This window comes from Bacillus sp. bc15, from assembly GCF_900142585.1.
GTDB lineage: Bacteria > Bacillota > Bacilli > Bacillales > Bacillaceae_G > Bacillus_A > Bacillus_A cereus.
In genome coordinates, this window is the sequence record NZ_FRBJ01000001.1 from 1,356,287 (window position 1) to 1,374,798 (window position 18,512).

An 18,512-nucleotide genomic window follows, 5' to 3' on the forward strand; every position below is an offset into this window, starting at 1 on the left:
CTCAAAAAATATATCACTGCACAATATGTTTCCATGCAGTGATACTATTTTTACTGTGCCTTGTTCGGTTGTTCTACTGGAATTGAATTTGTATTTGATCTATTTGTTTTTAATTCAAAATACGCATCCAAAATCTCTTTACCAATCGCAGAATTAATTCCTGATTTATCATCATTCACCCATGGTACAACAACTGAAAAAGCTACTTCCGGATCCGCATCATATGGTGCATAACCGGCAAGAGTTAAATTATAACATTTTTTTCGGTTGTTGTTCTCATCTCTTCCAATATCACTTTCTCCACCATATACTGTCTCAGCTGTTCCTGTTTTTCCCGCTGGTTTATATGGTAGACCTTTAAATGTTCCGGTTCCGGTTCCGTCAGCTTCTTGAAAAACTCTTCTAAATCCTTCTTTTACATGATTAATGTACGAAGTTTCCATATCCACTCTATTTAATACAACTGGTTCAATCGACCGAACGACTTTTCCTGCATCCTCTGGTCTATTCGGTTGCTCTCTAACTTCTTGTACAATTTGTGGTTTCATTCGGTAACCGCCATTTGCAATGGTTGAAATATATTGCGCAAGCTGAAGCGGCGTATATGTATCATACTGTCCAATCGCGTAATCAAGTAAAAATCCGGGTATGTTATCAGTTCTACCTATTTGACCGATCGATTCATTTGGCAGGTCAATACCAGTCGACACACCTAGGCCAAATTGTCTAAAATAGTAGCGCATTTTATTAAATGTTTCTTGTTTAATATCTAATGGATTGTTTGGAACATAATTAATGCCTGCCATTTTTAAAGCTGTATTAAACATATAAACGTTCGATGACACTTGCAAAGCTCTTAAATCATCAATATCCCCAAATTCTTTCCACGATTTCTTCGGCTTAGAACTTCCTTTAAAATACATTGGCGCATCAAAGAAGTGTGTATACGGCTTAATCGCTTCTGTTTGATATCCAGTTAATAAAGTAGCCCCTTTTACAGTTGACCCTAACTCATAAGAACTTGTCATCGTTCCTAATGCATAATCTTCTATTTGCATACCGCCATCTTTATTTACAATTTTCTTTCCTGCCATTGATAAAATTTGACCGTTTTTCGGATTCATCATTACTACGAACGCACGATCCATCATCGGCTCTGCAGCATGAAAGGCTCGTAAATTCTTTTCAAGGCTTCCCTCTACTCTTTTCTGTAAATCCATATCGACTGTTAACATCAAGTTATTTCCACTTTTTCCTTCAGTCACTTTTTCTGTCCGAACAATCTTCCCTGCTTTATCCATAATATTTTTAGACTGTTCTTTCGTTCCATGTAGTGCATCTTCGTATTGTTTTTCGATGTAACTTTTACCAATACGGTCGTTTCGATTATAATCACGAACTAAATAATAATCTAATTGTTCTCTTGGCAACCCTTCATTTTCATTAGAAACGCTACCTAGTATAGAGCGCAGTATTTTATCATTTGGGTATTCACGTTCCCAATCTACTGTTGTATCCACTCCCGGTAAACTTGCCAACCTTTCACTAACGACAGCATATTCATTTTCACTTACATCTTTTTTAACGATTTGCGGCGTCATTTTATATCCCGCATTCATTTTGCTTTTAATTACTAATACTTCTATATCTTCCTTTGAAAGCTCATTTAATTCTTCTTGTGTAATTCTTTCCCGGCGCAGTTCTTCTACTTTTTTATCTAACTCTTTTCCTTCTATTTCTTGCTTTCTAAATTTACTCTCATCTTCTTTCGTTACTTTCGCTGCTGCCCGCTTTTCATTTAACTGCATCCAAAAATCTTTTTTATCTGTCTCTGTTAACTTATCCATGTCCTCTTGCGACATTTCAATTAGCTTAGCTAAATCTCTTGCTACTTGTAAAACTTCTTTCGAGTCCACTCCTCTCATTTTCGTATATGTAACGGTTCGTAATGGTTTATTATTTACAATAACGTGACCTTGTCGATCAAACATTTTCCCTCTAGGAACGGGAGTACTTACCGTTACATCTTCCTTTTTGTTTACTTCATTTCTATACGTTTCTCCATCAATGATTTGTACTTTACCTAATTGAATTATAATAGCTGAAAATAAAAGAAAGACAATAAAAAATAGTACATTTAACCGAAATGGAATATGAGTCTTTTTCTTTTTCGATTGTTTTTTCTGCTCCTTTTTCTGTCTCATTTCGCTCCCTCGCTTCATTCTATTAACATTTCTACGCAAAATCATTATGTATCAAATTTATTTATATGATATATATAGAATTTTATATTAATTACTAAAGAAATAAAAGATTTAATTTTCAGTTTTTTAATTTATTATCCTATTTATTACCATTCCCTTAATGCACAATAACATGAATATTATTCTAAAAGAAAAATGGGCAAATTGATTTTTATACCATTCGTTTACATTTATTTGTATACTAAAGAAATAAATTCATAAAAGACATTACTTAAGGAGAGAACGAAAATGACAGATTCGTTTATCATACATACTAATACGCCACATTGTTTAAACTTTATGATCTATATTCAAAATATTTATCTCAATCAAAAAGGAAAAAAAGAAAATTTTCGTTTTCCTTACATAACAAAAACATTACATTTCTCCACTGACTTTAAAACAAATTTCAAAGAATTATGGCTGACTCTTCGTAAGCAAACTGCTAACGACAGATATGATTTACAGATTTTTCACGAGGAGAATCATATATTTTATGAGAAGCTTTTTGACGCTAATTTATGTGATGAGGAATCATTTATAGAATTGATATGTAGTTTTAAAGTATGGTGGACTAGCATAGCAGGTCAGCTTTCAATAGAATATTCCGTAAGTCATTATAGTGAACAACTCTATAATGACTTAGTTTTATACTTAAAACAAAACGGAATAAAACCTTCACAACAGCTACAAATTAGCTTACTTTATGACGACTGTGTATTCACTAAAGATAATATTACTTCTTACTCTGCCATTTTACCTACGAAACACTTTTTTATAAATTATAGAGATGTGGTTACTACACTATCGACATGTTTTCATGTTGTTTAATATAGCAATTACTCAAATAAAAAACTGAGGTATCCACCTCAGTTTTTTTAATAGTTTATTTCATTGAAGATAATCCCTCAACAAACTCACCAATTTTATTTTGAAAAACATAATCAAAGTTATATTCCTGTCCTGTTAACTCTTCATTTACTAAGATGGTTGTTGCTCCTACTTCCCTCTTTGCAATTTGCGGGAATGAAGCGACAGGCTGTACTTTTAGTGACGTTCCCATAACGATAAGCACATCTGTTTCATATAAACGTTTGATTGCATTTTGATATTGCGGCAATGTATCTCCGTATAAAACAACGTCTGGATTTAAAATGAAATTACACTTCTGACAGCGCGGCACTTCATGATTAATCATATGCTGTAAATCATAGCCTGATTTACATTTTGGACAATGTGCTGTTTGAAGTGTTCCATGTAAATCGATGACATGCTTACTGCCACCTAATTGATGTAAACCGTCAATATTTTGCGTTAAAATCGTAATATCTTTCCCTTGTTCTTCTAGCTCAGCTAAAAAGCGATGGCCACGATTTGGTTTATATTGATGGAACGTATTAATTTGAAAGATTTCTTTATAATGCTTCCAAAATTCTTTCGGACTTCGGTTATAGTACCCTCTTGATAAGTACATCTCCACATTCGCATCAGCATACAATCCATTTGCTGAACGAAAATCTGGAATACCACTTTCCGTACTTGCACCAGCGCCTGTTAATACTGTAATTTTCTTCGCTTTTTCTAAAATTGAACGTACTTCTTCAAATTGTTGCACAAAAATCACCTCTATGTATTTTCCTATTCTTATTATACCAGTTGTTTACAGGAGGTGTTGTACAATTCATTTTACTTAATGCGTTGCGCCCCCAATCTCTACAATATCTACTTCAACTGTCGTCGTTACTTCGATTGCCAATTCTATCCCCTTACGAATAGTAGAAAGTGACATACTCGGTTGCCCTGGATAATTACTCGCTTGTTCTGGTAAGAACGGAATGTGAATGAATCCGCCTTTTATTTTCTTATCATGTTTCTCTAGTTCATGCATAAGTCCATAGAATAAGTGATTACAAACGAATGTACCTGCCGTTTGTGAAATAGATGACGGTATGCCTTCTTCGCGAATTTTTTTTACAATTGCTTTCATCGGGAGTGTGGACCAATACGCAATCGCTCCTTCTTCTACAACCGGTACATCTACCGGCTGATTCCCTTCATTATCAGCAATTCTTGCATCATCAATATTAATTGCGACACGTTCTATCGTAATATCTGTTCTGCCCCCAGCTTGTCCAATGCATATAATAATTTTCGGCGCTAGTTCTTCTATATACTCTTTTAATACGCTTATTGATTTATGAAATACTGTTGGGACTTGTTTGCTTATTATCTTGTATTCTCCAATTGTTTTTTCATGCAAACCTTTTGCTACTTCCCAAGCTGGATTGATATTTTCTCCGCCAAACGGATCAAACCCTGTTAATAATACTGTTTTCATAGTTTTATCCTCCTAATTAGAAACGATATACAAGGCCGTACATAATAAACATATTTATGATAAAAATTGAAAGAGCAATTGGTACTTGCGCTTTAATAACCGCATTTTTATCCTTTAGCTCTAAAAGCATCGCAGGTACGATATTAAAGTTTGCTGCCATTGGAGTAAGTAGCGTTCCGCAATATCCAGCAAACATACCGAGTGCTGCCATAATTGCCGGGTTTCCTCCGTACATTTGAACAATTAAAGGTAAGCCAATTCCGCCAGTAATAACAGCAAACGCTGCGAATGCATTTCCCATTACGACTGTAAATAGCATCATGCCTAAACAGTACGCCATAACAGCAACGAACGGATACTCTGTCGGCAGCACTTGTCCGACTAAATCTGAAACAACTTCCCCAACGCCAGACTTCGCGAATATACCGCCAAGTGCTGCTAACATTTGTGGTAAAATTACAGCCCAGCCGACAGCTTGTAATAGTCTGCTTCCTTCTTGTACAGGCGTTGTTATTTTTGATTTTGTAATACGCATCGCCGCAACAAATGCAAGTAATGCACCAAGCGCTAATGCAACTAACGTTACTTTATCTGGATCAACAAGAGAGACATTTCCCCATTTGATTTTCCCTAACGTCAACGTACCGATAATTGTAAAAATAGGAATTAAAAGTGCAGGCATAAAAATTTTATTTTTTAATTTCTCAGCATGTTTCACACGTTCTTGCACAGGTACTTCTTTCTCCTCTGATTTTGTTACTTTATTCATTGAAGCTAAAACGACCATAGCGAGCACTATACAGCCAACGTAAAACGAAGGAATTACATTTCCGAATAAAAATGTAACTGCAAACAATGCCCAAAATAAACTAGAACCGAATCTGTTTGGATGTTCACGATCGAATGCGATACGAACAGCGATAAAAGCAACGATTATCCCTAATACATAATAGATTGTATCCATTGTTATGATGTTCATATTAGATTGCCTCCTTCTCTTCTTTTCCTTCTGCCTTCATTGTTTTCTCTATATATTTATCAAACCTTCTAAATCTAATCCAGCTTACAATAAGTGCAGATATTGCTGTCGGAATGCCCCAAAGTGCCATATCCCATACTCCGACATGCATACCTACTGAATCGAAGAATCCTTTCATTAATAAAATAGCTCCAGTTGCGATGAAAATATCTTCTCCGAAAAACCAAGCTGTATTTTCAGCAGCTGCTGCGTTTGCTTTAATCTTTTCTCTTAATTTTTCAGGAAGTTTACCGTATTTACCTTGCGCGGCCCCTTCTGCCATCGGTGCAACGAGCGGCCTTACTGTTTGCGCATGCCCACCAATATTAAGCCCTAGTGCTGCTGACGATTCTCTTATCGTAAAATATGACATTAATACTCTTCCAGTTGTTGCTCCTTTTGATTTCGTTATAAGTGCTTCTGCTCTTTCTTTTAAACCGTAACGCTCTAAAATTCCGATTACTGGTAAAGTTAATATAATTGGCATAGACATATATCTATTTTCTATGAAAAATTTACCGAACATGCTGATCACATCATAAAAACTTAACCCTGAAACCATACCAGTAACAATACCTGCAACCATAACTACTAAAAGTGTATTTAATCTAAATAAAAAGCCCACTGCAACAAGTAGTATTCCGATTAATTTAATCATCCCAGCACTTCCCCCTATTTTTTATTTCGGTGCACAAATAGAAACACCGTTAAGTTTGAATGTTCTGTATATTCTTTCTGCAAATTGCACTGCTTTTTCCCCATCACCGTGTAAACAAATCGTTTGCGCCTGAACTGCTACTTTCTTTCCATTGACCGCATATACTTGGCCTTCTTTCACCATTTGAAGTACTTGCTTTATCGCTTCGTCTTCATCTTTTATAAGCGCATTTTCTTCTGTACGGCTCGTTAATGTACCATCTTGCTTATATGTACGATCCGCAAAAGCCTCTTGTACGAGAGTTACTTTGTATTTTTCTGCAGCCTGTATAAACGCCTCGCTATTTGCTAATCCATAAAGTAATAGACTTGGATTTATATGATAAATTGCCTTTGCAATTGCATCTGCAATTTCCGGATTAGACGCCGCCATATTATATAAGGCACCGTGCGGCTTTACATGCTGCATTTTCCCGCCTGCCGCTTTCACAAATGCGTCTAATGCGCCTGTTTGATATAAAACATAATCGTATACTTCACTTGCTGAAACATTCATGTTTCTCCTACCAAATCCAATTAAATCAGGAAATCCAGGATGCGCCCCTATTGCTACGTTATGCTCCAAAGCTTTTTCAACAGTTTGACGCATAATAGACGGATCACCCGCATGAAAACCGCAAGCAACGTTTATAGAGGAAACGAACGGAAGAATCTCATCATCATTCCCCATTTTATAAGCGCCAAAACTTTCTCCTAAATCACAGTTTAAATCGATTGTAGTCATAATGTATTCCTCCTAATTTCAGCTTCGTAAAGCGATGAATTTCTTTAATAGATTCATATTTACTTCTTGTTCTATGTACAATTGTTCCGCTTCTTCAAGCGTAATTTTCTCAAAAGAAACATAGTCCCCCGGCTTTAGCTGGGCAATAAGAGGTAAATCTACTGAAATGATATTTCCCATTCTCGGATAGCCACCTGTCGTTTGCCTATCTGCCATTAATATAATCGGCTGTCCACCATTAGGAACTTGAATGGTTCCAAATGTAACAGGACTCGATAAAATCTCTTTTTCTTCATTCCTATTTAAAACTTCTCCCTCAACCCTATAGCCCATACGGTCAGCATAATTAGATACCTTATACTCTTTCGTAAAAAATGCCTTTCTACTTTCTTCTGTAAATTGATCATATTCAAATTCAGTTATGACACGAAGCTTTGGATGTTTCTTATACTTTGGTAGTACGCTGTTGCTAATTGCCCATTTCGTTTTTATTCTCGCATCTTTTTGTAAGCCTTGAATGAAACGACTCGCCATTTCTGGTTGTGCACCAATTTGGAAGTAGTTACCCTTGTTGAGCATTCTTCCTTCTATACCACCAATCGCAGCACGTATGTACGTACTTTTACTTCCCATTGTACGCTCAATATGTATACCACCCGCAAAAGTTACATACGCTCTGCAACCACTTTTCACTTTCCCAAAACAAAGCATACTACCTTCTTCCGCTAAAATGGGACGCCATAACGGGATACGTTCTCCATTCAATAACGGTTCCATATCTGCTCCGCCAATCGCAAGTAAAGTCGTTTTCTTTATTAACAATTTAGGTCCCATAATCGTCATTTCGAGTCCCGCTTCATTCTCCTCATTACCAACTAACATATTGATCATCCGAAGTGCACTTTGATCCATAGTCCCGCCAACTGGTACACCGTATTGTTGATAATGAGATCGCCCTAAATCTTGGACTGTTGTAAACATTCCCGCATGCAAAACTTCTACATCCATTCTTTAGCCCCCTCAAGTGATACGTACTCTTCCTTCGTTATTGGGATAAATCGTAAATACATACCACTTTGAATATATGTTGGTATTTCTTCTTCCGGATTAAATAATGAAATAGGAGTTCGGCCGATAATATTCCATCCTCCTGGTGTTTCAAGCGGATATATACCTGTTTGATTTCCGCCAATACCTACTGAACCAGGAGAGATTTGTAACCGTGGTGTTTCTTTTCTAGGTGTTTCTAATTCTTTTGATAGTCCTCCTAAATACGGGAACCCTGGTGTAAAACCTAACATATATACAAAATATGTAGTTTCACTATGTATTCGAATCACATCTTCTACTTGTAAACCTTTATAATGTGCAACCTCTTCTAAATCAGGTCCATATTCTCCCCCGTAGCACACTGGTATAGAAATATGTTTCACATCCTGTTTTACTTCTTCTTTATAAGAATCACACAGCTCCTTTATATACTGGCGAACGTAATCATATGACCTTTCACTTCTCTCATTTCTCTTCCATACTTCGTATACATTGTAGTAAACAGCTAATGAAGTAAACGACGGAACGCACTCAATCATTCCTGCAAACGGATGTTGCTGCAGTGCTTGAAATAACCGCTGTACTTTCTCATATATATCCATCTTAATTTCTTCACCAAATGTAACAATAATTGCTTGATCCCCTAACGCAGAAAATTTCATCCTACTCCCTCTTTCTATGCCAAAAAGCCGAGTTCTTTCGAAATGCGATGTGCTGTTTCTTTCACCTTAGCGATAAAATATGAAATGTTACTTTCGCTGTACTCAATTGCTAATCCCGAAATACTCATACCTGCTACAACCGTTCCATCACTTGCGAAAATGGGCGCTGCTATTGCGGCTGTATAATTTTCTAACTCAGAATAACTAATTGTGTAGCCTTCCTTTTTTGCCATTTGCAACACTTCTAGCAATTGTTCCTTATCCACAATTGTTCCATCTGCAAACTGTTTTAAATTCACTTCCTCTATGTATCTCCGTTTCTCTTCCTCAGAAAAATACGATAGTAAAATTCTTGGACATGCACCAGCATAAAGCGGTGCTCTTCTTCCAACCGCCGTATACACGCGTACTGGCTGAACACCTTCCATCTTTTCAACATAAATTGCGTCATTACCATCTTGAATTATTAAATTAACTGCCTGTCCTAAACTATCTCTAAGTTCTTTCATATAAGGAATTGCTATATTTCTTACTGATAATCGGTGTGAAACAAGTTGACCGAACCGTAAAAATACGACCCCTAAACGATATTTCCCCTTTTCGTTTTTTTGTAAAAACTCCATCTCTTCCAACGAACCAATTAAACGATAAACAGATGTTTTCGGCATATTTGTAACCTGAACCATCTCAGTTAAACTTAGCTCTTCATGCTCATAAAACAACTCTAAAATATCCATTGTCTTAACTGCCGTTTTATTTATACTCATTCTATCTCCCTTTCGTTCCGAAAAACGGAACTTAAATTCCGTTTTTCGATACAAACATATAATTTAAAATTATAAAATATTCTTTCAATTCTATCAATATTTTTTTCACGTACATAATCCGATATATTTTGTCCGCTATTAAAAAACAAAAATAATATGTGATTTATATAAAATGAAAGGCTCTTGGATGATTGAAAAAACTTTAACACGTGAAGAATGAACTATTAGTGAATGTAATTTATATTGGAGTGATTCGCTTCCTGACAGTGAATATAAAATTAACCCTAGAAATCACGACGGTTCAATTTCTAACGTTCACATTGCTACAAACCTATTAGAATAAAAGCTGCAATAAAAAAGTAAATATAAAGAGCATGTATTGATCAATACATGCTCTTCTCATAGTTATTCAAATTATTCTTTTTTAACATGATTGAATGTTCCTTCGTACAACTACTGAGTCTATTAGTTATATATTACTTATTTTTCAAAATCGTTCTTTTAGCTTTTTTAATAATTCTACTAGTTGATTTTATGTCAGCATCCTTTTCCCATTCTTTACACAGGTTCATTACCCAATCCGGTTTAGTTTTACTTGCATCATTTAACCAGTTTCCAACCGAATCTTGTACATATTTTGATGGATCTGATTTAAGTAAATTAAGAATAGGAAGTGCTTTTTCAGGTTCTTGTTTTAATATTTCAATATGTTTACTCCATACACCTCGAGGACGAATAGATTCTACAGAGAACCTGCGAATATTCTCATCTTCACTTTTTGCCCATTCTACTAACAATTCCACACTTTCTTCTATATTTTGTGAAAGTTCTTCTCTAATAGACATCCAAGCAATTTCTCGAACACCAAAATGATGATCCGCCGCAAAAGGTCGAATGTATGTTAATGTATCTTTTAATGTGTCATTTGATTTTTTATTCATAAACGCTGCCCAACATCGTACACTATCTGAAATATGATTAGATAATTTTAACAGTACGTCTTCCTTATTTCTATCATTCTCTTTGAGTATAATTTCATCCAATAAAGTCCCTGTTATTCGTATGACTTTCATTCCTGTTTCAACGTTCTGTTTTTCTAATTCAGCTACTATACATTCCAAACTATTCTTGAGTCCTATTGAAGGTAAGACATTTTTAAGTAGTTCAATATGATTTATAGCTAGCCATTCTGTTAGATTAACACTTTCTACTTTCCCTTGCTGTAGTAATTGTAAGACCTCTTTAGGAATTTCGTTTACTTTCCTGGCTCCTTTCCTGTTTAAGATAATTTCTGATTCTTTCTTTATCATTTAAATTCCCTCCTTGCAATACTATCTTCAAATAAACAGAGGCCATTTTGAAAAGTAATAATCAAAATGACCTCTGTCTTTCTTAATTGAACATTCGGTTTTACAAAAAAATGTAATTTAAATCCACCGGAAGAATATTTCTCCCATACTTTTTCTTTATAACGCTCTTACTTGTTCCAACGGCCAGAAAACAGCTTGTCCTTTTCCGACAATTTCATCTTCTGAAATAAAGCCAAACATGCGACCATCCTTAGAAACTTCACGATTATCCCCTAAAACAAATACTTGGCCTTCTGGCACTTTCGTTTTCCCAGTGATTTGTTCTAACGTAAAGTCTGGAGTTAATACACGGCCTACTGCTTTTTCTTTAAACTTTTTTAAATATGGTTCTTCCATCGCTTTTCCGTTTACATATAAAACATCATTTTTATACTCAACTGTGTCGCCTGGCAAACCAATTACTCGTTTTACTAAATCGTATCCTTCTTTTCCGTGGAAGACGATAATATCAAAGCGATCTAATCCACTTATACTATAACCAATCTTATTCACGAGAACTCGTTCGTTATTTTTTAAAGTGGGCATCATTGATTCACCTTGCACTAAAGAAGGTGTAAATAAAACACCGCGAATAATAGCAATTAATACAAGGGTAAAACCTATCGTTTTAGCCCAAGAGAATAATTCTTTCTTCGTATTTTCCTTCATCGTTTCTCCTCTTTCTTAAGCACTTATTTTATGATTTCAACTAATTCTTGTACTAAATTAGGGTCTATTTCAGAAAAACATGATTTTCCTTCTCTTACCGCTGTACCGACATGAGCTTGCGAAATTCCAGTTCCATCTAGCAATCGCTTTATATTTTCTTTCGTCACCCCAGCTCCAGCTACAAGCTGAATTTGACCATCGCTTACCTTTTGCATTTCTGTAAGCACCGGAATATTCTCTACTATATTTCCCTGTCCACCTGAAGTTAAAACGTGAGTCACTTTATGAAACTTCTTTAAAGTGTTCATTGCTTCTACTGGATTTTCTATATCATCTATCGCACGGTGGTACGTTACATTTATTCCATCTACAACAGATAGTAAGTTCGCTAATTTCCCTTCATCCACTTCATTTCGTTCATTTAATACACCTAATACAACACCAGCTACTCCTAATTTCTGAGCAACTACAATATCTTCTTTCATCATTTCAATTTCTTCTTCCGTATATGTAAAAGACTTCGCATGCGGACGAATCATAACATGAATTGGTATACTTACCGCTTCTACCGCTTTCTTTATAAAAGCATAACTCGGTGTTAAACCACCTTCTGTATAAGATGAAATTAATTCAATCCGCTTCCCGCCAGCACTTTCAATTCGTTTTACATCTTCTAAACATGTTGCAATAACCTCTAGCATGAGATGACCTCTTTTCGTGCTTTTTTCTTATTATAACATTAGTAAAAATAAGAAGCCTAGCTTTCTCCTTTAAAACTTAAAAAAGAAGAATGAAAAGAAAGATTTTTTATTAGCAACGATTATTGATAACATCCTATTATTCATGTACACTCCTACCATAATGAAAAAGCCCGTCATTTTGACGGACTTTTCTAATTTCAAGCTTTTCTTTCCTCAGTTTTCATATCAATGCCTAATTGATCTTCTAATAACTTTACACCTTTCTTTGTAAGATGGACAGCTCGGTTCTTATCCGTTTTCGTAATCCATCCCTGTTCAAAAAGCAGTTTTGCAATTGCAGACCCTAACCAACCAGAAATATGGTAGCGTCGTTCACTCCAATCAAGACAAGGTTTTGCAAATACCCTCCTTTTTATATCTGCCTTATCAATATTTATTCCAAAATTCAGAAACCATTTCTTACCTTGTTCCGTTACAATGTATTCTCCATCCTCTAAAATTATAAATTTCCTATCTAGTAATTTTTCAGTTATCTCTACACCGAGTTTGCCTGCAAGATGATCATAACAAGTTCGAGCATAACGAATTTGTTTTAGTTGGCTTGATTGTTTTAAAGAGCGAACTTGAACTGTTGGTGCAATTGTCCCTAACTTTTCAAGCACTTCTGCAACTTCTTGATTAGCAAGTCGATAGTAACGATGTCTACCATGTTGTTCAACTGTAAGTAAATTCCCTTCTACTAATTTAGAAAGATGCGAACTAATTGTTGGATGTGACACTTTTGCCATATAAGCCAATTCACTAGCAGGTAGTGCCTGATTATTCATTAGACACTCTAAGATGATTGCTCTTGTAGGTTCAGCAATTAGTTTAGCTATATATGAGATATTCGGATATACATTCATATTTCGATGATACCCTAACTATTAAATTGATACAATTATTTTAAGTTTAATAGTAAAGGAGAATGTATTATGAATGCAATTGATCTTAGTATATTAAATTTAAAAGAAACGAGAAGGCGCTCAGAAAAATTATGGAATTCTCTTCCCGATAATTTTCTTAATTGGAAGCCTGATCCTGAGGCTATGTCCTTTGGTGAAATGATTCGTCACGTATGGAGCTCAACTTTTTACTATCATATGATTATAAAAAACAACGGTTCAATAAACGACATACGTACCCCGTATGATGACGAGCCAATTACTTGTGTAAAAAAAGAAATTGAATTGGCACAATCATACTTTACTGACTTCATAGAATATGTTCAATCAATAAGCACAGCCGAGCTAGATTCAAGACTTATTGATAGAAGTGATGTTGGCTATCAACGATATTTAGGTGATATGCTATTAAGAATTGCCTATCATGATGCGGTCCATGCAGGTCAATTTTTACAATATTTACGAATGGTAAACTTAGAAAGACCATTAATTTGGGATTAAATACGAAAAATGTTTATACAGCCTCCAAACTGGCATTACAATAAGAATTTTCAACAAGAAACAATCAAAAAACCATGATAATCATTTATATTAAAAACCTACATCTCAACCAAGTACTTCATACACATAAAAAGCACGGGTTTGATTACTAATCAAACCCGTGCTTTCAAAACAACTATAATATCCATAAACAATAAAATGTAAGCTTTAAATACTACGACCGAAACGCCGCATCCGCCAGCATAGACAATGTTGCATCATCCATCGGTGGATTGTGTAATCCTGCTCTGACGTTTAAATAGTAACGATGGAGCGGATTTTTTTCTGATAAACTTTTTGCTCCTACGATGCGCATTGATTTATCCACTATGGATATCGCCGCATTAGTTACGGCGTATTTCACTGCCGCTAATTCTGCTTGCAGTGACAGTTTATCTTCTGCCTCATCGTATTTTTTCGCAATTTGATATAAAAAGACGCGAGCTTGCATAAGCTCGAGTTCTAATTCTCCAACTAATTTTCTAACATTCGGTAATAAACTAATAGAATGGTTTAAACTATTTGGCTTGTATGATCCCGCAAATTGAACTGCATAATTTCTTGCTGATTGTGCAATTCCTAAATAACATGCTGGTATATGTAGCAACCAGCCAATACCCTTTTGTTTCACTTTCCCGCTTTTTACATCCGTAAAAAAGCGGCTTTCTATCTCTACATTTTGTAAGACAAGGTCGTGGCTAGCAGTCCCTCTCATTGCAACGCTATCCCACGTTTCTTCAATAGATACACCGAGTGTATTTCTTGGAATGACAAACTCACCAACTTCTTCTTGGCCTTCCATACTTGCTGAAATAATAAAATAATCAAGTACTGGCGCCATCGTTGTAAAAGTTTTTCTTCCATTTATAACCCACTTCTCGCCTTGTTGAACCGCTATTGTTTCTGGTTTGCCGCCACGCGTCGGACTCCCTGTTTTCGGTTCTGTTGCTGCCCTGTTAAAGAGCGCACCATTACGTACTTCTTCGCAAAACCATTTGAACATCTCATCATTCCAAGAGCGATTTTCCGCTAGCTCCTTCACAATGCCAAGATGCCAGCCAATCGATAATGCAGTAGCTCCACAGCCTTCCGCGATTTTCTCTTGAAATAAAACGAAGTCATATAAAGAAATCGCACTATCACCAAATTCCTTCGGTAACGTTAATTTCGTATATCCAATATCTTTCAAATCATTTATATTTTCATACGGAAATGATCCTAATTCACTTAGCTGATGCTCCCTTTCCATGAACTTCGGAATCAATTTATTTATTTTCTCAATAATTAAAGACTGTTCTTCTGTTTCAACAAATGAGAGTGCCATACTATAATCTCCTTTATGCTCGATTCATAAACCGTTCATTTTGTCATTATGATTATATGAAGCTACCTCTCTATTGTTTCACTATTCCGATAAAAATACAATGTTTTTGACTAATAAGAAAAGTTCCTATTTAAGGATAGATTCTTTTCTTATATTAGTCCCCCTTCAATGCTTTTAACGGCAAAGAGGTTACATATCCAATATACGAGAATAATTCTTTAAAGAAGAATGGTATTTCTGTATCTAACGTTTTATATGCTGATGTCGGCGTTGGTGAAGCATACGCTTCAATATTAATATGTTTTGCGATTCTCATTGCGCGTTTCATATGAAGTGGGTCACTTACAATCGTGTATGTTTGTATACCGTTCTCTATTCCAACTTGCTTCGCATTTTTTAAATTTTCTTCAGTGAAAAGGGATTTAGTTTCAATTAAAATATCTTCCTCTTTTACACCTTGTTTCATTGCATATACTCTTGCAGTACGTGCTTCCTCAAGTTCTGCCTCGAACTTTGTACCACCTGTAAAAATAATCTTTTTAATATTTCCGTTCCTATATAAAGAAATCGCATGATTAATTCTTTCTTTAAATACAGGAGATGGTTTTCCATTCCATGAAGCTGCGCCTAGTACGATACCAGCATCCGTTTTCACGTCATCATTTGCTTTAAAACGATAACTCCAAATATCGTAAGCTGCATAACTTACATATAAAATAGCAGAACAAATCATTAGTAAAAATACTTGAAAGATTCGTCTTTTCTTACTTTTCTTATTTTCTTTCATTTGTAATTGCCTCCGTACATCATCCATACTTCTATAAAAAACATTTATATCAAATCGTTTTGTTTGAGTTTATTTAAAAGAAGGAACTTTACTTGTTATTTATGTATAAAAGGGTTTTCATTTAAAATTGAGGATTATCAATTCATTTTCATTTGCGGTTTTCATTACATTTTTTAAATTCATAAGTTTATTACCATACAACTACATTGTAACGAATTTTTTCTCAGAAGGGAACGATGAAACAAAAGGAATTAAAATAAAGTAGCATTTTGTAAGAAAAAAGGTATATTTTTCATATCTCACGAACAATATACCTTTCAAAACACGAATTATAACTTTTCTTTATACAACTCTAATTTTTCTAACAATTGTTCTTTTACGCCTGGCCATTCACTCGAGATAATACTGTACACCACCGCATCTCTCACATAACCATTCGGTAATTTTCTTTCATTTCTAAGCACACCTTCTTTTACTGCGCCTAATCTTTCAATTGCTCGTTGTGCTTTTTCATTTCTTGTATCCGTCTTAATTTGCACTCTCAGCATATGTAATTTTTCAAAAGCATACTGAAGAAGCATATACTTACACTCTGTATTTATACTCGTACGTTGCACACTCGGATGATACCACGTTTGCCCTAACTCAACTGTCTTATCTTCTACTGAAATATTATATAAACGTGTACTTCCTACAATCTTATTCGACTGTTGATCTACGACTATGAAAGGTATTTGAGTACCTCTTCCGTAACCCTTTATCGCTTTTTGAACGTATTGTTGCATATCTTGCACACTATCCATTTTAGAAATTAAATACGCCCAAATATCCCGATTTCCTTCTACAATCGAAAACAAAGTTTCGACATCAGTATTATCCATTAACCGCAACTTTGCTCTTTCGTGAATAATTTCCATTTTTAAGCCCCCTTTGTTGTTACTATATCATAAGAATCAAAAACGTATTATAAGAATAAAGAAATATAAAGAAAAGAATTCTTTTCAAATATATTCTTCTCGTATAAGGTAGGAAGACTCATCAGTAACCCTTAAAAAAGAATTTTTTTGATAATTTCCAATAAATTCTATATAATGATAAACGGGAGGGGATAATAAATGCTAGATCAAATTACTTGGGGAACGCCAGGCAGCTTATTATGCTTAGGATTCTTTTTTGCGGGACTAGGAATCTTCTTAAGAAGCGTTACCTCATATACGAAAAATAAATAAGAATATCCCGCTTTTAAACAAAAGAAGCCCTCTTTTTTACAGACGGCTTCTTTTGTTTAACTTTATCTTATTAAAACTTCAAAGCAACAAATAAGCAATCGGCGTAATGATAAGCAACGTTAAAATCGTTCTCTGCACATACAGAATAATAAGTTCAGATACTTTTAACGGAATATCTGTTGATAATATACAAGGAATGGAAGCGGAGAAAAACAGTATAGATGATACGGAAACAACTGCAATGACAAACTTTGTCACAAGTGGTGCACTTACTACTAATAATGACGGTAAAAACATTTCTGCAATACCAACTGATGCAGCTTTAGCAGCTAAGTCTGCTTCCGGTAATTGTAATAGCCATGTAAACGGATAGAAAATATAACTGATCCAATCAAATATTGGCGTGAACTTCGCTAAGACGATACCAATTAATCCTACTGACATAATAGATGGTAAAATTCCCATTGTCATAATAAATCCGTCTTTTAAATTCACTGTAATATTTTTCATAATGCTCGGTGCAGACTTTGATACTTCTAACGCATCCTCCCAAGCACGTTCTAGCATTTTTTCTTTATAAACAGGCTCTGGAAATCCTTCTTCTGTTACATATGTATCTGGTTTTCTACTAAGGGGCGGGATTCTTACGGTGATAGCAGTCACGATGAATGTTACAACAAGCGTAGTCCAAAAATAAACATTCCATAAATGCATAATATCTAATGTTTTTGCGATGATGATCATAAATGTAGCGGATACTGTAGAAAATCCTGTAGCGATAATTGCTGCTTCTTTTGTCGTATACTTTCCTTCTTTATACACACGATTCGTAATAAGAAGGGCAAGCGAATAACTTCCAACGAAGGAAGCAACTGCATCAATCGCCGATCTCCCTGGCGTATTCCATAATGGCCTCATAATTGGACGGCAAAATGTACCGATAAATTCAAGCAATCCATATCCAACTAATAACGCTAAAAATGCCGAACCAATTGGAACGAGCAAACTTACTGATATGACTAGCTTCTCATACAAAAACGGCCCAACATCTGGTGCAAAGAACCAAGCTGGCCCTATTTTCAAACAATATAATACTCCAAAAACGACACCAACTACTTTTAAAATAGAAAAACAAACGTCTACGATAGATGCATTCCATTTCTTCGTATAAAATGGATAAATCGCACCAATTGCCATAACAAATAATGCATAATAAGGTACTACACCTGGAACGGAAGCCCTGATCCACGATACGATATGATCAATCATAATAGACGATGCACCGTTTATCGTAACAGGAACGAAAAACATAAACACTCCAACGAGACTAGTAAGTATAAACCGAAGAATAATCCCCTTCTCTCGCCCTGTCTTAATTACATTACTCTTTAATTCAATTTCACTCAAAATTCGACACCTCCTATTATCTAAATATTCTGTATAATTATGT

General features: G+C 35.2%; 19 protein-coding genes. 2 read left to right on the forward strand and 17 right to left on the reverse strand.

Annotated features, from left to right (window positions below; all coding sequences use genetic code 11):
• Positions 1-50: 50 nt before the first annotated feature.
• On the reverse strand, positions 51-2,204 hold the full coding sequence (locus BUA87_RS06885; protein ID WP_023522349.1) for a peptidoglycan D,D-transpeptidase FtsI family protein: 2,154 nt from the start codon (positions 2,202-2,204) through the stop codon (positions 51-53).
• A 288-nt stretch (positions 2,205-2,492) separates the two neighbouring features.
• Here BUA87_RS06885 and BUA87_RS06890 point away from each other — a divergent pair, with 288 nt between their 5' ends.
• Positions 2,493-3,074, forward strand: coding sequence for a hypothetical protein (locus tag BUA87_RS06890; protein ID WP_000132266.1), 582 nt, complete (start codon positions 2,493-2,495; stop codon positions 3,072-3,074).
• A 55-nt stretch (positions 3,075-3,129) separates the two neighbouring features.
• Here the strand turns inward: BUA87_RS06890 and BUA87_RS06895 are convergent, their stop codons facing one another.
• The 12 genes from BUA87_RS06895 to BUA87_RS06950 all read right to left on the reverse strand — a co-directional run bounded on the left by BUA87_RS06895 (position 3,130) and on the right by BUA87_RS06950 (position 13,143).
• The gene (locus tag BUA87_RS06895) at positions 3,130-3,858 is read right to left on the reverse strand and encodes an NAD-dependent protein deacylase (RefSeq protein WP_072938842.1); all 729 of its coding nucleotides are present in this window, start codon (positions 3,856-3,858) and stop codon (positions 3,130-3,132) included.
• Positions 3,859-3,933: 75 nt separating this feature from the next.
• Positions 3,934-4,581: a pyroglutamyl-peptidase I gene (gene pcp, locus BUA87_RS06900; RefSeq protein ID WP_072938845.1), complete on the reverse strand. Its 648-nt coding sequence runs from the start codon at positions 4,579-4,581 to the stop codon at positions 3,934-3,936.
• Between the two features lie 16 nt (positions 4,582-4,597).
• A complete protein-coding gene (locus BUA87_RS06905) occupies positions 4,598-5,560 on the reverse strand; it encodes a DUF979 domain-containing protein (RefSeq protein ID WP_072938848.1) in 963 nt (320 codons plus the stop codon).
• A 1-nt stretch (position 5,561) separates the two neighbouring features.
• A complete protein-coding gene (locus BUA87_RS06910; RefSeq protein ID WP_000593392.1) occupies positions 5,562-6,257 on the reverse strand; it encodes a DUF969 domain-containing protein in 696 nt (231 codons plus the stop codon).
• Positions 6,258-6,278: 21 nt separating this feature from the next.
• Positions 6,279-7,040: a 5-oxoprolinase subunit PxpA gene (pxpA, locus tag BUA87_RS06915; RefSeq protein ID WP_025117835.1), complete on the reverse strand. Its 762-nt coding sequence runs from the start codon at positions 7,038-7,040 to the stop codon at positions 6,279-6,281.
• An 18-nt stretch (positions 7,041-7,058) separates the two neighbouring features.
• Entirely contained in the window at positions 7,059-8,048 is a 990-nt protein-coding gene (locus tag BUA87_RS06920; protein ID WP_072938851.1) for a 5-oxoprolinase subunit C family protein, read from the reverse strand.
• Positions 8,039-8,752 carry a 5-oxoprolinase subunit PxpB gene (gene pxpB / locus BUA87_RS06925; RefSeq protein WP_072938855.1) on the reverse strand — a complete coding sequence of 238 codons (714 nt, stop codon included), beginning with the start codon at positions 8,750-8,752 and terminating at the stop codon, positions 8,039-8,041. Before pxpB ends, BUA87_RS06920 begins: the two co-directional genes overlap by 10 nt.
• A gap of 14 nt (positions 8,753-8,766) precedes the next feature.
• Positions 8,767-9,519 carry an IclR family transcriptional regulator gene (locus BUA87_RS06930; RefSeq protein ID WP_072938858.1) on the reverse strand — a complete coding sequence of 251 codons (753 nt, stop codon included), beginning with the start codon at positions 9,517-9,519 and terminating at the stop codon, positions 8,767-8,769.
• Positions 9,520-9,995: 476 nt separating this feature from the next.
• Positions 9,996-10,829, reverse strand: a complete 834-nt coding sequence (locus BUA87_RS06935; protein WP_069355860.1) for a DNA alkylation repair protein — start codon at positions 10,827-10,829, stop codon at positions 9,996-9,998.
• Between the two features lie 156 nt (positions 10,830-10,985).
• Positions 10,986-11,537, reverse strand: a complete 552-nt coding sequence (gene lepB / locus BUA87_RS06940) for a signal peptidase I (protein WP_000662498.1) — start codon at positions 11,535-11,537, stop codon at positions 10,986-10,988.
• A 23-nt stretch (positions 11,538-11,560) separates the two neighbouring features.
• Positions 11,561-12,238 (reverse strand): copper homeostasis protein CutC, encoded by a 678-nt coding sequence (locus BUA87_RS06945; protein ID WP_065229019.1) that lies wholly within the window; start codon positions 12,236-12,238, stop codon positions 11,561-11,563.
• Positions 12,239-12,435: 197 nt separating this feature from the next.
• Positions 12,436-13,143 (reverse strand): ArsR/SmtB family transcription factor, encoded by a 708-nt coding sequence (locus tag BUA87_RS06950; RefSeq protein WP_001103831.1) that lies wholly within the window; start codon positions 13,141-13,143, stop codon positions 12,436-12,438.
• 69 nt (positions 13,144-13,212) lie between these two features.
• Here BUA87_RS06950 and BUA87_RS06955 point away from each other — a divergent pair, with 69 nt between their 5' ends.
• Complete coding sequence (locus BUA87_RS06955; RefSeq protein ID WP_072938861.1) at positions 13,213-13,683, forward strand: DinB family protein; 471 nt, start codon at positions 13,213-13,215, stop codon at positions 13,681-13,683.
• Between the two features lie 214 nt (positions 13,684-13,897).
• Here BUA87_RS06955 and BUA87_RS06960 read toward each other — a convergent pair whose 3' ends face one another.
• The 4 genes from BUA87_RS06960 to BUA87_RS06975 form a co-directional block, all read right to left on the reverse strand.
• Positions 13,898-15,046 (reverse strand): acyl-CoA dehydrogenase family protein, encoded by a 1,149-nt coding sequence (locus BUA87_RS06960; protein ID WP_072938864.1) that lies wholly within the window; start codon positions 15,044-15,046, stop codon positions 13,898-13,900.
• Positions 15,047-15,200: 154 nt separating this feature from the next.
• Positions 15,201-15,833 carry a YdcF family protein gene (locus BUA87_RS06965; protein ID WP_000662218.1) on the reverse strand — a complete coding sequence of 211 codons (633 nt, stop codon included), beginning with the start codon at positions 15,831-15,833 and terminating at the stop codon, positions 15,201-15,203.
• A gap of 329 nt (positions 15,834-16,162) precedes the next feature.
• Positions 16,163-16,750 (reverse strand): GNAT family N-acetyltransferase, encoded by a 588-nt coding sequence (locus BUA87_RS06970; protein ID WP_000402588.1) that lies wholly within the window; start codon positions 16,748-16,750, stop codon positions 16,163-16,165.
• Positions 16,751-17,140: 390 nt separating this feature from the next.
• Positions 17,141-18,469 (reverse strand): YjiH family protein, encoded by a 1,329-nt coding sequence (locus BUA87_RS06975; RefSeq protein WP_001289425.1) that lies wholly within the window; start codon positions 18,467-18,469, stop codon positions 17,141-17,143.
• Between the last annotated feature and the right edge of the window lie 43 nt (positions 18,470-18,512).

Excerpts from the sequence above, each read along its gene's own strand:
- BUA87_RS06970 (WP_000402588.1), bottom strand. The coding sequence starts at position 16,750 with ATGGAAATTATTCACGAAAGAGCAAAGTTGCGGTTAATGGATAATACT.
- BUA87_RS06965 (WP_000662218.1), bottom strand. The coding sequence starts at position 15,833 with ATGAAAGAAAATAAGAAAAGTAAGAAAAGACGAATCTTTCAAGTATTT.
- BUA87_RS06890 (WP_000132266.1), top strand. The coding sequence starts at position 2,493 with ATGACAGATTCGTTTATCATACATACTAATACGCCACATTGTTTAAAC.
- BUA87_RS06950 (WP_001103831.1), bottom strand. The coding sequence starts at position 13,143 with ATGAATGTATATCCGAATATCTCATATATAGCTAAACTAATTGCTGAA.
- BUA87_RS06910 (WP_000593392.1), bottom strand. The coding sequence starts at position 6,257 with ATGATTAAATTAATCGGAATACTACTTGTTGCAGTGGGCTTTTTATTT.
- BUA87_RS06885 (WP_023522349.1), bottom strand. The coding sequence starts at position 2,204 with ATGAGACAGAAAAAGGAGCAGAAAAAACAATCGAAAAAGAAAAAGACT.
- lepB (WP_000662498.1), bottom strand. The coding sequence starts at position 11,537 with ATGAAGGAAAATACGAAGAAAGAATTATTCTCTTGGGCTAAAACGATA.
- BUA87_RS06920 (WP_072938851.1), bottom strand. The coding sequence starts at position 8,048 with ATGGATGTAGAAGTTTTGCATGCGGGAATGTTTACAACAGTCCAAGAT.
- BUA87_RS06945 (WP_065229019.1), bottom strand. The coding sequence starts at position 12,238 with ATGCTAGAGGTTATTGCAACATGTTTAGAAGATGTAAAACGAATTGAA.
- BUA87_RS06960 (WP_072938864.1), bottom strand. The coding sequence starts at position 15,046 with ATGGCACTCTCATTTGTTGAAACAGAAGAACAGTCTTTAATTATTGAG.
- pxpA (WP_025117835.1), bottom strand. The coding sequence starts at position 7,040 with ATGACTACAATCGATTTAAACTGTGATTTAGGAGAAAGTTTTGGCGCT.
- BUA87_RS06930 (WP_072938858.1), bottom strand. The coding sequence starts at position 9,519 with ATGAGTATAAATAAAACGGCAGTTAAGACAATGGATATTTTAGAGTTG.
- pcp (WP_072938845.1), bottom strand. The coding sequence starts at position 4,581 with ATGAAAACAGTATTATTAACAGGGTTTGATCCGTTTGGCGGAGAAAAT.
- BUA87_RS06935 (WP_069355860.1), bottom strand. The coding sequence starts at position 10,829 with ATGATAAAGAAAGAATCAGAAATTATCTTAAACAGGAAAGGAGCCAGG.
- BUA87_RS06955 (WP_072938861.1), top strand. The coding sequence starts at position 13,213 with ATGAATGCAATTGATCTTAGTATATTAAATTTAAAAGAAACGAGAAGG.
- pxpB (WP_072938855.1), bottom strand. The coding sequence starts at position 8,752 with ATGAAATTTTCTGCGTTAGGGGATCAAGCAATTATTGTTACATTTGGT.
- BUA87_RS06905 (WP_072938848.1), bottom strand. The coding sequence starts at position 5,560 with ATGAACATCATAACAATGGATACAATCTATTATGTATTAGGGATAATC.